The organism is Collinsella sp. TM06-3, assembly GCF_003436395.1.
Classification (GTDB): domain Bacteria; phylum Actinomycetota; class Coriobacteriia; order Coriobacteriales; family Coriobacteriaceae; genus Collinsella.
In genome coordinates, this window is sequence record NZ_QSPG01000003.1 from 84,119 (window position 1) to 96,459 (window position 12,341).

Annotated in this window: 12 protein-coding genes; 3 read left to right on the forward strand and 9 right to left on the reverse strand. The window is 60.7% G+C overall.

Annotation, left to right across the window (positions count from 1 at the left end; all coding sequences use genetic code 11):
• Positions 1-16 precede the first annotated feature (16 nt).
• Together DXD56_RS02180 and DXD56_RS02185 are read left to right on the forward strand one after the other, a co-directional pair.
• Positions 17-805 carry an ADP-ribosylglycohydrolase family protein gene (locus DXD56_RS02180; RefSeq protein ID WP_117639761.1) on the forward strand — a complete coding sequence of 263 codons (789 nt, stop codon included), beginning with the start codon at positions 17-19 and terminating at the stop codon, positions 803-805.
• Between the two features lie 35 nt (positions 806-840).
• Positions 841-1,062 (forward strand): hypothetical protein, encoded by a 222-nt coding sequence (locus DXD56_RS02185; RefSeq protein WP_117639763.1) that lies wholly within the window; start codon positions 841-843, stop codon positions 1,060-1,062.
• Positions 1,063-1,571: 509 nt separating this feature from the next.
• Here DXD56_RS02185 and DXD56_RS10285 read toward each other — a convergent pair.
• From DXD56_RS10285 to DXD56_RS10080, 3 genes are all read right to left on the reverse strand, one after another.
• Complete coding sequence (locus DXD56_RS10285; protein WP_089572150.1) at positions 1,572-1,742, reverse strand: SHOCT domain-containing protein; 171 nt, start codon at positions 1,740-1,742, stop codon at positions 1,572-1,574.
• Complete coding sequence (locus DXD56_RS09945) at positions 1,669-2,040, reverse strand: DUF1499 domain-containing protein (RefSeq protein WP_147325169.1); 372 nt, start codon at positions 2,038-2,040, stop codon at positions 1,669-1,671. Before DXD56_RS09945 ends, DXD56_RS10285 begins: the two co-directional genes overlap by 74 nt.
• A gap of 116 nt (positions 2,041-2,156) precedes the next feature.
• Positions 2,157-3,494: a hypothetical protein gene (locus tag DXD56_RS10080; RefSeq protein WP_199411528.1), complete on the reverse strand. Its 1,338-nt coding sequence runs from the start codon at positions 3,492-3,494 to the stop codon at positions 2,157-2,159.
• Between the two features lie 218 nt (positions 3,495-3,712).
• On the opposite strand from DXD56_RS10080, the gene DXD56_RS02200 reads away from it, so the two are divergent.
• Positions 3,713-4,894 carry a cation diffusion facilitator family transporter gene (locus tag DXD56_RS02200; protein ID WP_089572153.1) on the forward strand — a complete coding sequence of 394 codons (1,182 nt, stop codon included), beginning with the start codon at positions 3,713-3,715 and terminating at the stop codon, positions 4,892-4,894.
• A gap of 12 nt (positions 4,895-4,906) precedes the next feature.
• On the opposite strand, the gene DXD56_RS02205 is transcribed toward DXD56_RS02200, so the two are convergent.
• The 6 genes from DXD56_RS02205 to DXD56_RS02230 form a co-directional block, all read right to left on the reverse strand.
• A complete protein-coding gene (locus DXD56_RS02205) occupies positions 4,907-5,896 on the reverse strand; it encodes a hypothetical protein (RefSeq protein ID WP_117639766.1) in 990 nt (329 codons plus the stop codon).
• Positions 5,897-6,073: 177 nt separating this feature from the next.
• On the reverse strand, positions 6,074-7,741 hold the full coding sequence (locus DXD56_RS02210) for a formate--tetrahydrofolate ligase (protein WP_117639768.1): 1,668 nt from the start codon (positions 7,739-7,741) through the stop codon (positions 6,074-6,076).
• A gap of 144 nt (positions 7,742-7,885) precedes the next feature.
• Positions 7,886-8,953, reverse strand: coding sequence for a Holliday junction branch migration DNA helicase RuvB (gene ruvB, locus DXD56_RS02215; protein WP_117639770.1), 1,068 nt, complete (start codon positions 8,951-8,953; stop codon positions 7,886-7,888).
• Positions 8,953-9,573, reverse strand: a complete 621-nt coding sequence (gene ruvA / locus DXD56_RS02220) for a Holliday junction branch migration protein RuvA (RefSeq protein WP_117639772.1) — start codon at positions 9,571-9,573, stop codon at positions 8,953-8,955. The genes ruvB and ruvA overlap by 1 nt, the downstream gene beginning before the upstream one ends.
• Positions 9,573-10,094: a crossover junction endodeoxyribonuclease RuvC gene (ruvC, locus tag DXD56_RS02225; RefSeq protein WP_117639774.1), complete on the reverse strand. Its 522-nt coding sequence runs from the start codon at positions 10,092-10,094 to the stop codon at positions 9,573-9,575. Before ruvC ends, ruvA begins: the two co-directional genes overlap by 1 nt.
• A 164-nt stretch (positions 10,095-10,258) precedes the next feature.
• Positions 10,259-12,244: a hypothetical protein gene (locus DXD56_RS02230; RefSeq protein ID WP_117639776.1), complete on the reverse strand. Its 1,986-nt coding sequence runs from the start codon at positions 12,242-12,244 to the stop codon at positions 10,259-10,261.
• Positions 12,245-12,341 lie beyond the last annotated feature (97 nt).

The following is a 12,341-nucleotide window of genomic DNA, read 5'->3' on the forward strand; positions in this document are numbered from 1 at the left end:
AAAAGAGGAGCTTTCCATGACACACAGACCGAAAACAACACTGCGCGACTGCATCTATGGGCTTGCCGTCGGTGACGCGCTGGGCGTTCCCTACGAGTTCAGACCTCGTGGCACGTTCGAATGCACCGACATGATCGGCTACGGCACGCACGAGCAGCCCGCCGGCACCTGGAGCGACGACACATCTATGACGCTCGCCACCTGCGACTCCATCAGAGAGCTCGGCCGCATTGACACCGAGGACATGCGCGACAAGTTCGTAGGCTGGATTGCCCGTAGCGAGTATACGATCGACGGCGTTTTCGATTACGGCGGTACGACCGCCCGCGCCCTGCACACCGGCAAAGGAGGCTCCGGCGAGCGCGACAACGGCAACGGATCGCTCATGCGCATCGCTCCCCTGGCGTTCACCGATGCGACAGACGAAGAGGTCAGCAAGGTCTCCGCGATTACGCACGCCCACAGAACGTCGACCGGTGCATGCGTCATATTTGTCGAGCTGATGAGAGATGTGATGAACGACGTGCTCCCCTCGTGGGCACTCCATCTGAAAGGCGTGCCTGAGCAGGAGATCAGGTCAGGTGGCTTCGTGCGCGACACGCTTAAGGCAGCCACCTGGTGTTTCGTCAACACTAACAGCTACAAAGATTGCGTGCTTGCCGCCGTCAACCTGGGCGACGACACCGACACCACCGCAGCCGTCGCCGGCGCCCTCGCAGGCACGGCATACGGTCTCAAAGCCATCCCGCAGGAGTGGGTCGACACCCTACGCGGAAAAGAGCTGATTGAGCAGTGTTTGTTTTAGGGCGCACTTACGATAGAAACTGACCAGGGGGCATCATGGAAAGAGAGGTCGCAAATATAGACGAGTTCCAAGTGGACGAAAACGGGATTCCGCTATTTCCAGTAGGACTGAAGGAAGAAGCCAGCCTCTATATCCTCCCCGACGGGCGTTACCTCCCCTGCGGGGTCTACAGGACCGCGGACGGCGGTTCGATCATTTATGAGCCATCCGAACTAAGCTTCTTCGGGCAGATGCTTGCTCAATTCAAAGAGTACTAGAGGTTTGATCGCCCGTTAGATCGACACTGCTCAAAACCAGGGGGCAGGCTATCCTCCACCGCGGCCCGTGAGGTAGAATTATGCCTGCCGCGGAATCCGCCTGCGGGCAACGCTCTAATCTCTGATTGGGGTGAAGCCTATGAACTTGTTTCTTGAAATCCTGCGCCTCTCGATGTATGTAACCGGCATCGTCCGGAACCTCTACTCGATCTGGCGGGAATATAAGCAGTAACGGATAGCGAAGGGAGTCATGCAAAGGGCCGGTTGCACCCGGCCCTTTAGACGATAATACCTGCGTTGCCCGCGCTTCCAAAGTTGACCGACTGAGGAGCGGGTTCCGCGGCACATCCTGATTTTACCCAGTGGCAAGGCTCTTTTACAGCCGTTCCACCGTTTATTTACATCTGCCAATCAAGACGAGACTACTACGCACCTTTATTACACACGATATTTTCAGCCTGGTATAACCAAGTTCAATAATAGAATGCAAATCCAACCACCGTGTCTGATTACAAAAAGATTTTTGCCTTTTCTGCAGCAAACTCTTCCTCGGTAAGCACTCCACTATCACGCAGCGTTGCAAGCCTCTCAAGCCTTGCAACTACATCAATCACTATCCGCCAGCGTCTCAATAGTCTGTGAAACCTGCGGATACCGCTCAAGCTCCTTCGATAGGGCATCGACTATCTCGGCAATGTTCTTTGCATTTTTGCCCCCGTTTAATACGTTTGCCCTGACCTTAGATGACGACTTGACAGTAACACCAGATCCGCCTTCAACTGGAACAACCGAAATACTGATATTTTCGCCCCAAGACCAAAGGCTCATACCAATCTCGGCTGCAACTGTTCTTGTTGCGGGCGATGCACTATCAACTTTTACTTTAGGCAGCTTTTCCATAGCTGCCTTCAAGGCATTAAACGTGTCGTCAGGAGAATACGGTACCTGAAGCTGAAGCTGCTGATCCGCAAAACCCATAATCTGGCCTCCGCTTCTTACAAGATTAAGGCTATCGGCAATGGTAGCACGTTCCCAGCAGTCTTAAATTCGTCTCATGACTTTGCGATGCAGCCCGACGCCCCGGCTCCGCTTCCCTACTTCCCAAAGATCGCAGCGAACAATCCCTTGCGCTTGGGTTTTTCTTCTCGGTAGGAACCCTCGGCAGCCGCTGCCACCTGACGTGGCTGCTCGTCGCCTCCACGGCGCACAATTTGGTACAGGAATGGCGATTTGATGTATTTGACCTCGACGGGCGTGGCGTGAACGGTGCTTTCGCCGGACAGATGCAGGCTCGGATTGAGCGGCGCCACAATATGCGTCTCGCGCTTGTCGCTAAACACCACCGCCGCCGCACGGCCCGTCTGGCCGTTCACGGCAATGCGCACCTGCTCGCCATTACGTCCATCCGACGCGGGACGATCGACAAAGTAGACCGGCACCATAACCAGGCCGTCCTTGTGCTTGCGGGCCTTGCGCGCCCAGGTGCGGATGCTCTTTTTATTGAGCCCCAGGAAAGTCTCGGCATCGTTGCCAACAATGTCGAGCGCCAGCTTGTCAATGACCACCTGGTCCTTGGTGGACGCATCGACGGAGACAACGCGGAAGTCGCCTTCCTGCATGGCCGGGTCGAACGACCCAACCTTGGCAAAGTCCCATGGCTCCAGAATGCCCATAAGGCGAACGTCCAGGTAGTTTGCCCTGGGATATGCCCAGTCGAGCACCTCGTAGTACACCAGGGTCTCCTTGCTCAGGCCCTTGCCCGGGAAGGACGCCATCATGCGCAGGTCCGCGAGCGCCATGGGGAAGTAGAAGAGCATCATGTCGTTTTGAATCGCGTCTTCCACATCGTGACCGGCAAAGGCGTCTAGATATCGGCGCACCAGCTCAAGCGCATTGGCGCGCGCCTGCTGCGGCGTTATCTCGCAGGGAATACCCTGCTCGGGCACATATTCCGCACCAACGCCCATGGTCAGGCGCTTGCTAAACGTCCCCGGCTTGAGCAGGTCGGCGACACCGATCTTATTGCCGCAGGACGGGCACTCAAACACGCGCTGGGTCGACTCGCCCTCAAAGGACGCTCCGCAGAAGGGACAGGGGATGCTCACGTGCGTGGCCTCTTGGAACTCCTGGGCCGTGCCGCGGTCTTCCCACAGCAGATGCTCCAGAACCGACTGATTGCGCCAGTGCTCATTAAAGAAATACCAGTCGGGGTCCACCGGGCGCTCGAGCTGCGACACATGCGTGAGCTTGAGCAGTCCATCCACCACCGTCAACGGCGTATGGCGAATGCCCAAAGCGCTCTTGGGCTCTCCGGCGTCCGCCTGCCACGGAATGACCGCACCGCAATAAGCGCACTCAAAGCTGCGCTTAGCTTGGTGCGAGTACATAGGGCCGCCGCAGTTTTGACATTTAATGGCAAACATCTCGTCCATGGAAACGTCCTCCTTTGCACAGGGGCTGTCGACATTGAGTATGTCGAGCAAACAGGCACATGCCCATACCCATGTGGCCCAAAATGGACCACCCAGGCAGACGAGAAGGCTCGCTCGTTAGCACCGGCAGACTATTGCTGCATTTTCTGAGCATCGGTGCACGGCGCCCCCGCGCGAGCTACACTATCCCCTTAAACATGATTGTGAGGACGACCGCTATGCTATTTGTAAATCGGCTGGTACATACGCTTGTTCCCGGCAGCGAGGGCGAGCCGGTCGATACCTCCCGCCGCACCAACGCGGGCTTCGCCGCAAGCCTCATCTGCATTGGCCTCAACATCACCTTGTGCCTGGCCAAGGGCATCGCGGGCCTGCTCGCTGGCTCCGTCTCCCTCATCGCCGACGCTTTCAACAACCTCTCCGATGCCTCGAGCAACATCGTGAGCCTGCTCGGGTTCCGCCTCGCCAGCCGCCCGGCAGACGAAGGCCACCCCTATGGCCACGGCCGCTACGAGTACCTCGCCGGCTTGTTTGTCGCCGTCCTGGTTTGCGCCGTCGGCATCAACCTGATCCTCGAGTCGGTCACCAAGATCATCAAGCCTTCCCCCACCGCTTACACGCTCGTTTCCCTTGCGGCACTGGCTACATCCATGCTCGTTAAGCTCTGGATGGCCGCATTCAACCGCGCGCTGGGCAACCGTATCGATTCCGAAACACTCATTGCCACAGCACAGGACTCCAAAAACGACGTCATCACCTCGGGCTCGGTCTTGGTGGCGGCGCTTATTTCGCAGACGACCGGCTTTGACCTCGATGGCTGGGCAGGCCTGGGTGTGGGCATCTTCATCTGCATCAGCGGCATGGGCCTAGTGCGCGACGCCATCAGCCCGTTGCTGGGGCAAGCGCCCGACCCCAAGCTCGTCCAGGCAATCCGCGACAAGATCATGTCCTATCCGCAGGTCTTGGGCACACACGACCTGATGGTGCACGACTACGGCCCCGGTCGTCAGTTTGCCAGCGCTCACGTGGAGATGCCCGGCGAGGGCGACGCATTTGAGCACCACGAGATCCTGGACACCATCGAGCACGACATCAAGCGCCAGATGGGCATTGGCATCACGCTGCACTGCGACCCCATCGCGACAACCGGCGATGATTTGCGCGGCTGGGTCAAGCGCGGCGTTATGCAGATCGACCCCGCGCTCTCCATCCACGACCTGCACGAGCACGACGGGTTCGTTTCGTTTGACCTGGTGCGCCCCGACGGCTTTGACATATCCGACGAGGAGCTGCTGGAGCTCGTCACGCGCATCGTGCACGAGCGCCGACCCAATGCCTCATGCGTCGTTACGTTTGACTCGGGCTTTAGCTCGCCCGACCGTCCGGCTGAACAGCTGTAGCCCGCTTAACAGCTAGTTTCCCTGCGCGCCCGAGATGCCGTTTTGCAGTGCATTCCAGGCACCCGTCGCCATGTCGCCCAAGTTCTGCGCGGTGTCGCCCAGGTTTTGTGCCGTATCGCCCAGCTCTTGCGCCCTGTCTCCCAACTCCTGTGCCTTGTTGCTCAAGTCCTCCAGCGTATTGGAACTCGAGCTGTCGGTACCGCTTTGGCCGTCGGGCGAGTTGCCCGAGCTATTCTTGTGCGTGAGTTGAATTTCGAGGTTGCCGCTGTCGTTATAGTAAGCAGAAGTAACGACCCAGTTGGCATCGATGACGGGCGTTGAGCCATCATCAGTCAGGACCACGGCATTCGAAAGATTGGCGCCGCGCGACTTGAGAAGTTTCTTGGCGTTGGACCAGTACTGCCCCGGGATATCGCTCAGATCGACGGTGCTAGACGAGGCGGACTCGGTTTGCTCGGCAGCGGTATCGGCCGTTGAACTCCCTCGCTTGTTGAGCATGCCCGACACAATGGCAAACACAACCGACAGCGCAAAGAAGATCGCCAGCACGATGAGGATCTTCTTGATCACGCTCGACGAACGCGACGGCTTCTTCTCCTCGTCCTCGCCATATTGCGGAATCGACTTGGGGTACTCGCGATACGGCTCGCGCGACTCGTAGCGAGGCTGCGCCGTGCGAGGCATATACGTCGTCTGCTGAGGCTGCGGAATGGGATTTTGCGGCAGGTCATCATAGGGATTCGGCGTCGAGGCGGCATAAGAATCCTGCGGCGCGTAATCAAACGGGTCCGGAGCTGCGTCGCCATAGGAGCCTTGCGAAGATACAGCATAAGAATCCCGCGCTGTGTCGCCATAGCCCATAACCCGGGTTGGCTCGGCAGAAGGCTGCGTCGCGGCGGGGTCGGTATAACCGGGGTTGGGAACAACGCGGGTCGCATCGGCGCTATCGCCAGCCTGCGCGGAACCGTAGCCGCCCATCACGGTTGTCTTGTCCTGATCCATGCAACGATTCCTTTCCGTCGCCCGTAAGCATCAAGTTATCCATGCATTCTACCCGCGCAAAAGCCCATGATGGGCAAAGCCCGTCGGTATCTACAAGACAAGCGCGGCTAGAAACAAAAGCCCCGCCGTGCTGTGGGGCACGGCGGGGCGGACAGGCGGCAATAACGTCGCTCTTGCCTAGAACAGACCGGTGATGTTGCCGTCGTTGTCGACGTCGATGTTCTCAGCCGCGGGCACCTTGGGCAGGCCCGGCATGGTCAGAACGCTACCGGTCAGCGCGACCACAAAGTGAGCGCCGGCAGAAACCTTGAGCTCGCGCACGGTGATGCGGAAGTGCTCGGGAGCACCCAGTGCCTTGGCGTTATCGCTAAAGCTGTACTGGGTCTTGGCGACGCACACCGGCAGGTTGCCAAAGCCGTTCTCGCGCAGCTCGGCGAGCTGACGCTTGGCAGCGGGCGTAAAGTCGACGCCATCGGCTCGGTAAACCTTAGTGGCAACGGCCTCGAGAGCGTCGGCAATATCGGCGCCGTCCTCGTAAGCAAACTTGAGCTCGCTCGGCTGCTCAATCAAGCGCATGACCTCATCGGCCAAGTCGAGCGCGCCCTCGCCGCCCTTGGCCCAGACCTCGGAAAGCTTAACGTTGACGCCGAGCTTCTGGCACTCGGACTCGATGAGCGCAAGCTCAGCCTCGGTGTCCGTCGGGAAGCGGTTGATGGCGACCACGCAGGGCAGACCATAAACGTTCTGGATGTTGTCGACGTGACGCAGCAGGTTGGGCATGCCGGCCTTGAGTGCCTCGAGGTTCTCCTCGTTGAGGTCGGCCTTGGCGACGCCACCGTTGTACTTCAGCGCACGAGCGGTGGCGACGACCACGACGGCGCTGGGGCGAACGCCCGTCATGCGGCACTTAATGTCGAGGAACTTCTCGGCACCCAAATCGGCACCGAAGCCGGCCTCGGTAATGGCGACATCGCCAAAGCGCATCGCCATACGCGTGGCCATGATAGAGTTGCAGCCGTGGGCAATGTTGGCGAAGGGGCCGCCGTGGACAAACGCAGGCGTGCCCTCGAGCGTTTGCACCAAGTTGGGCTTGAGCGCGTCCTTAAGCAACGCGGCCATGGCACCCTGGGCCTTAAGGTCGCGGGCGCGGACGGGCTCGCCGGCAAAGCTGTAGCCGACGACGATCTCGCCCAGGCGCTCCTTGAGGTCGTTAATGCTTGTAGACAGGCACAGGATTGCCATGACCTCGGAGGCGACGGTGATATCGAAGCCGTCCTCGCGCGGCACGCCCTGGGCCTTACCGCCAATACCGTCGATGACGTGGCGCAGCTGACGGTCGTTCATATCGACGACGCGCTTCCAAGTGATGCGCTTAACGTCAATACCGAGCTGATTGCCCTGCTGAATATGGTTGTCGAGCATGGCGGCCAGCAGGTTATTGGCGGCGCCGATAGCATGGAAGTCACCGGTAAAGTGCAGGTTGATATCCTCCATGGGGATGACCTGAGCCCAGCCGCCGCCGGCAGCGCCGCCCTTAACGCCAAAGACGGGGCCGAGCGAAGGCTCGCGCAGGGCCACGGCACTCTTGACGCCGCGTCGGCGCAAGCCATCGGCCAGACCGATGGTCGTGGTGGTCTTACCCTCGCCAGCGGGTGTGGGGTTGATGGCAGTCACGAGGACGAGCTTGGCCTGGTGGTCAGTCGGCTCGTTGAGCAGTGAATAGTCGACCTTAGCCTTGTCGAAGCCGTACGGAATAAGGTGCTTAACGTCGACGCCGGCGTTCTTGGCCACCTCGGTAATAGGCAGCGGCGTGACAGAACGTGCGATTTCGATGTCAGTAGGCATGGGCGGTCCTTTCGTTACCGAATGAGAAAAAGACCAATTCAGCATAGCACGGGCGCGCAATAGTAAAACGCCCATAACCGATGAACGGCGATATGTTTACCCGATGCCCAGCGATAGCCCAACAGCCCGCCAAAACAAATCGCCCTAAACGGTAGGTTCAATCCCCAGGTGCTCAAAGGTGCGAAGGGTTGCCTGACGGCCCTGCGGCGTACGAATCATCAACCCGCACTGCAGCAAATAGGGCTCATAGACATCCTCGAGCGTGCCCGGGTCCTCGCCCACCGCGCTGGCAAGGGTCGTAAGTCCCACGGCGCGACCGGAGAACGTCTTAGCGAGCGTCTCCAAAATGCGAATATCCATCCAGTCCAGACCGAGCTCATCGATCTCGAAGAACTCGAGCGCCTGGCGGCAGATATCGAGCTCGATAGGGCCGTTGCCACGCACCTGTGCGTAATCGCGCACGCGCTTGAGCAGGCGGTTGGCAAGACGTGGCGTGCCGCGCGAACGCGAGCCGATCTCGAGCGCGCTCGGATGGTCGATCGCCACGCCAAGGATAGTTGCCGAGCGCGTCACAATCTGCGCGAGCTCTTCGACCGTGTAGTAATCCAGGCGATATGAAATGCCAAAGCGGTCGCGCAACGGGCCGGTCAACATGCCTGAGCGGGTCGTTGCCGCTACCAGCGTAAACTTGGGGATATCCAGGCGAATCGAGCGCGCCGCCGGACCCTTGCCAATCACGATATCGAGGGCAAAGTCCTCCATCGCGGGGTACAGGACCTCCTCGACCGAACGGTTGAGGCGGTGGATCTCGTCGATAAACAGCACATCACCCGGCTGCAAGTTAGTAAGGATGGCCGCCAGGTCGCCCGTGCGCGCGATGGCAGGGCCACTCGTGGTCTTGATCTGAGCGCCCAGCTCGTTGGCGATAACGGTGGCCAGCGTGGTCTTGCCCAGGCCCGGAGGACCCGAGAAGATCACGTGGTCGAGCGTCTCGCCACGACTCTGCGCCGCTTCGATAAGCACGCGCAGACTCTGCTTGATGTGCTCCTGGCCGCAGTAGTCATCCAGGCGCTGGGGGCGCAGGGTACGGTCGACATCGAGGTCCTCGGCCGTCAGCTCCGAGCCCACCATGCGTTCACCGTGCGCCATGGATGCCGCCGGCGAGTTGCCGGGCGTCGCCCACAGGTCCTGAGAGTCATCGGCTTCCCACATCACGAATCCATTCCGAGTCGCTTAAGCGCCGCGCCGAGCAAATCCTCGACACGCATATCCTGCCCATCATACCCGCTCAGGGCAACATCGGTCTCCTGCGGACTAAAGCCCATGGAAAGGAGTGCCGCACGGGCGTCATCGATCGCCGAAGGAGCGGCGGCGGGCACGGGCATCGCAACCTGCCCCGGGATCACGTCGACCGGCACAAAGCCCTTGTCCTTGGCAAAGGTGCTCTTGAGCTCCAAGATGAGGCGCTGGGCGGTCTTTTTGCCCACGCCGGGCACCTTGGCCATGCCCTTGTCGTCCTCGGCCATCACCAGGGAATACAGCTGTCCCACGGTATAGGTGGAAAGTACGGCGAGCGCCAAGCGCGGGCCAACGCCCGAGACGGACACGAGCCGGTCGAACATCGTGCGCTCATCCTTAGAGGAAAAACCGAAAAGTGTCATGGCGTCCTCGCGCACCTGCATACGCGTGTAGAGGCGGACCTCGCCGCCGGGCGTCGGCAACGTGGCCGCAGTGCTACCCGAGATGCCGAGTTCAAAGCCAACGCCCGACACGTCGACGACAGCGGAGCTCATCGTGGCCTCGACAAGCGTTCCGTGGAGCTGGGAAATCATCAGTATCCGGTTCCTCTCTGTTGATAGAACTCGCCACCGGTAAGGGCGCGGGTGCGGCTGAGGTTTACGTGGCAGATGGCACAGGCCAGGGCATCGGCGGCATGGTCGGGATGCGGGTCGTGATCGAGCTGCGTGAGCGTGCGCACCATATAGGCGACCTGCCGCTTATCTGCGGCACCGGTACCCACCACAGCCTGCTTAATCTGCATAGGCGTGTATTCGCCAATTTCGAGCGCGCACTCCGAAAGCGCCACGAGTGCAGCACCGCGGGCATGCGCCGTAGGGATGGCCGAACGGACGTTGGCGCCAAAGTAAATGCTCTCGATGGCGGCGGTATCGGGGCGGTAGCGCTCGACGACACCTTTGAGGTCATGGGCGATATGCGACAGGCGCACCGCGAGCGGACTTCCGGCACTGGTCTCGATGCAGCCATAGGCACGGCAGCGAACCTCGCCACGCCGCTCCTCGATAATCCCCCAACCCGTATGGGCCAAACCGGGGTCAATGCCCAAGATAACCAAGCCAACCTCCCCTCGCCACAAGTACGGCGCAAGACAAGGCCTCGCGCACTATTCACGAACGTCTGTTCTAGAATAACACAACGGGGGCAAAGTGCTTAAAGCAAGATAGATTCGGCAGAAGCAATGTGTGTAAGAGAATCTCTCCCGCAATGTTTCCGTCTGCCCTAGTTCTGGCTAAAGAACGGGAACTGCCTCGGATCCACCGGCGGATGCGGCATCGGCGTGCCTTGGGGCCCACTCTGCGGTCCGCCCTGGCCGCCCATCATCTTATCGATGGCGTCCTGAACCTCGCCCTCGAACTTTTTCATTCCCTCGTGTAAACGACGCTGACCGTCTTCAGAGCGCAACTCCTCCATTTGTTCGGGCGAAATACCCAGTAGCTCGCCCAGCACGCCCATCATCTCGTTTCGCACGCGCTCGCTCGTATCCTCGTCAGCAAAACGGCGCACCTCGGCGCGCGCCAGCGAATCGACCGTCATACGCTCCTTGCCGTTAAGCCCCAGGTCGGACCACGCGAGCATGTACGGCCAGGAGCGCTCGGCAAACGAACGGGACGAAACGATCGGCGCCGTCGGCAACATGCGGCGGGCAGCCTCACCCTGTCGAACGAGCATCAGCAGCAGCGAGCAGGCCTCAGGCTTGCCAGCGGCCATCGGGATGTCGTCGAAAGATCGATTGCGGTCCACGTGCGCCTCGAGCGCGCCATCGACCTCACCCGGCTCAAGCCCGCCGAGCAGCTGTGCCGCGCGGTCGAGCATATCGACCGGACCGTCGAGCGTCGAGAGCGCCTGCGCCAGCACTCGCTCCATATAATCTTCCACCGCGTTGAGCGTCACGAGCTCTTGGGGCACCACGGCAGACGTGCGGTTGCGCACACGCGCCACAAACTCAAGCGTCGACAGGTACACATCGCCAAAGGGCGCGTAATCGCCCTGGTAGCCGCCGCAAAGCGCCGGCGCCGCCAGCGCGTACTCGGTTTTGGACAGCGGGCTCAGCGCCATCGCACCCAGCTCGAGCGCCGTGTCCTCCAGCATGAGGCCCAGCGTGCGCGAGCGCAGACGCTCGGCATCGCCCGCCGACACGTCGCGATCGAGCACACGCGCCGCATCCGGTGCATCGCGCTCGACGGTGCGAATGTGCAGACGCTCGGCGATGGCGCGGACGGCGGCACAGCGGGCAGCCTCGGCCTCTTCCTGCGCCGGCGTAAAGATACGGTTGCGCCCCAGCACCAGGCCAATCACATTACGCGGGCCCAGAGCGTCGACGGTCAGCGCCGCCAGCAGGGACGACGGCAAGTCGCCCTCGAGCGCCACCACAGCACGCGACGCACCGTGGGCTCGGGCGTTGTCGCGCACGGCGAGCACCAGCGCCTGCCACAGCCACTCCTCGGAACGGAACTCGGGCAGTTCGTGATCTTCCAGGGCATCGAGCATCACGCCGCGCTGAATCTCCTGAACCAGCAGGCTCTCCTCAAAACACGGCGCCTGGGCCACCACGCGACCGCAGTCGTCGAGCACAAACGAACCGCCGGTATACACCGACTCGTCATAAGCACCGACCGGCGCCATGCAGGCAAACCACACGCTGCGCTTGGATGCGATCTTGCGGTAGGCGCCGCTGCGTACGGCGGCAATGGCAGCAGTCTCGCGGTCGGTCATGTCAAACGCGTTGAATTGGAAATACGCAATGAGGTCAACACCGGTCGGCAACATCTCGAGTTCGCGGTCCAAGTCAAAAATCACGGCAATGCGCACGCCGTCCACGTCGAACACCGGCGGCGCCCAACGCGTGTCGTTGTTCTCACCACGCTGCAGGGCAATGCTCGAACGCGCCGGCACCACATGACCGTCCTTGAGCATCATGTAGTCGAGCAGCGGCTGGCCCTCAAACGAAACCGCCGCGGGCACGATGCAGATCATGTCAAGCTCCTGGATACGCTCGGCGACACCAGTCAAGCCGGCAAGCATGTCGTGCTCAAAGTCGGCAGTGCCCACCAGGCCCCCGGGCATGGCGCCCATAAAGAGCGGAGCCGGAACGCACAGCACGCGCGCCCCGCGCTCGTGGGCCAGACGAGCCTGGTCCTCGATGCGGCCGCAAATGCCCTCAATATCACCCAGGCGCATATCGATCTGTGCAAGCGCGAGCTTCATGGCTCAGCCCTTTCCGTCGTAAACCATCGAAATCGTAGTAAAAGCGCCGGCCGCATGATGCAGTCGGCGCTCGCATGTGCATATGCTAGCTATGATA

What these genes read in the sequence shown, in the direction of transcription:
- DXD56_RS02180 (WP_117639761.1), top strand. Translation starts at nt 17, where the DNA reads ATGACACACAGACCGAAAACAACACTGCGCGACTGCATCTATGGGCTT.
- DXD56_RS02185 (WP_117639763.1), top strand. Translation starts at nt 841, where the DNA reads ATGGAAAGAGAGGTCGCAAATATAGACGAGTTCCAAGTGGACGAAAAC.
- DXD56_RS10285 (WP_089572150.1), bottom strand. Translation starts at nt 1,742, where the DNA reads ATGCCCTATCGAAGGAGCTTGAGCGGTATCCGCAGGTTTCACAGACTA.
- DXD56_RS09945 (WP_147325169.1), bottom strand. Translation starts at nt 2,040, where the DNA reads ATGGGTTTTGCGGATCAGCAGCTTCAGCTTCAGGTACCGTATTCTCCT.
- DXD56_RS10080 (WP_199411528.1), bottom strand. Translation starts at nt 3,494, where the DNA reads ATGGACGAGATGTTTGCCATTAAATGTCAAAACTGCGGCGGCCCTATG.
- DXD56_RS02200 (WP_089572153.1), top strand. Translation starts at nt 3,713, where the DNA reads ATGCTATTTGTAAATCGGCTGGTACATACGCTTGTTCCCGGCAGCGAG.
- DXD56_RS02205 (WP_117639766.1), bottom strand. Translation starts at nt 5,896, where the DNA reads ATGGATCAGGACAAGACAACCGTGATGGGCGGCTACGGTTCCGCGCAG.
- DXD56_RS02210 (WP_117639768.1), bottom strand. Translation starts at nt 7,741, where the DNA reads ATGCCTACTGACATCGAAATCGCACGTTCTGTCACGCCGCTGCCTATT.
- ruvB (WP_117639770.1), bottom strand. Translation starts at nt 8,953, where the DNA reads ATGTGGGAAGCCGATGACTCTCAGGACCTGTGGGCGACGCCCGGCAAC.
- ruvA (WP_117639772.1), bottom strand. Translation starts at nt 9,573, where the DNA reads ATGATTTCCCAGCTCCACGGAACGCTTGTCGAGGCCACGATGAGCTCC.
- DXD56_RS02230 (WP_117639776.1), bottom strand. Translation starts at nt 12,244, where the DNA reads ATGAAGCTCGCGCTTGCACAGATCGATATGCGCCTGGGTGATATTGAG.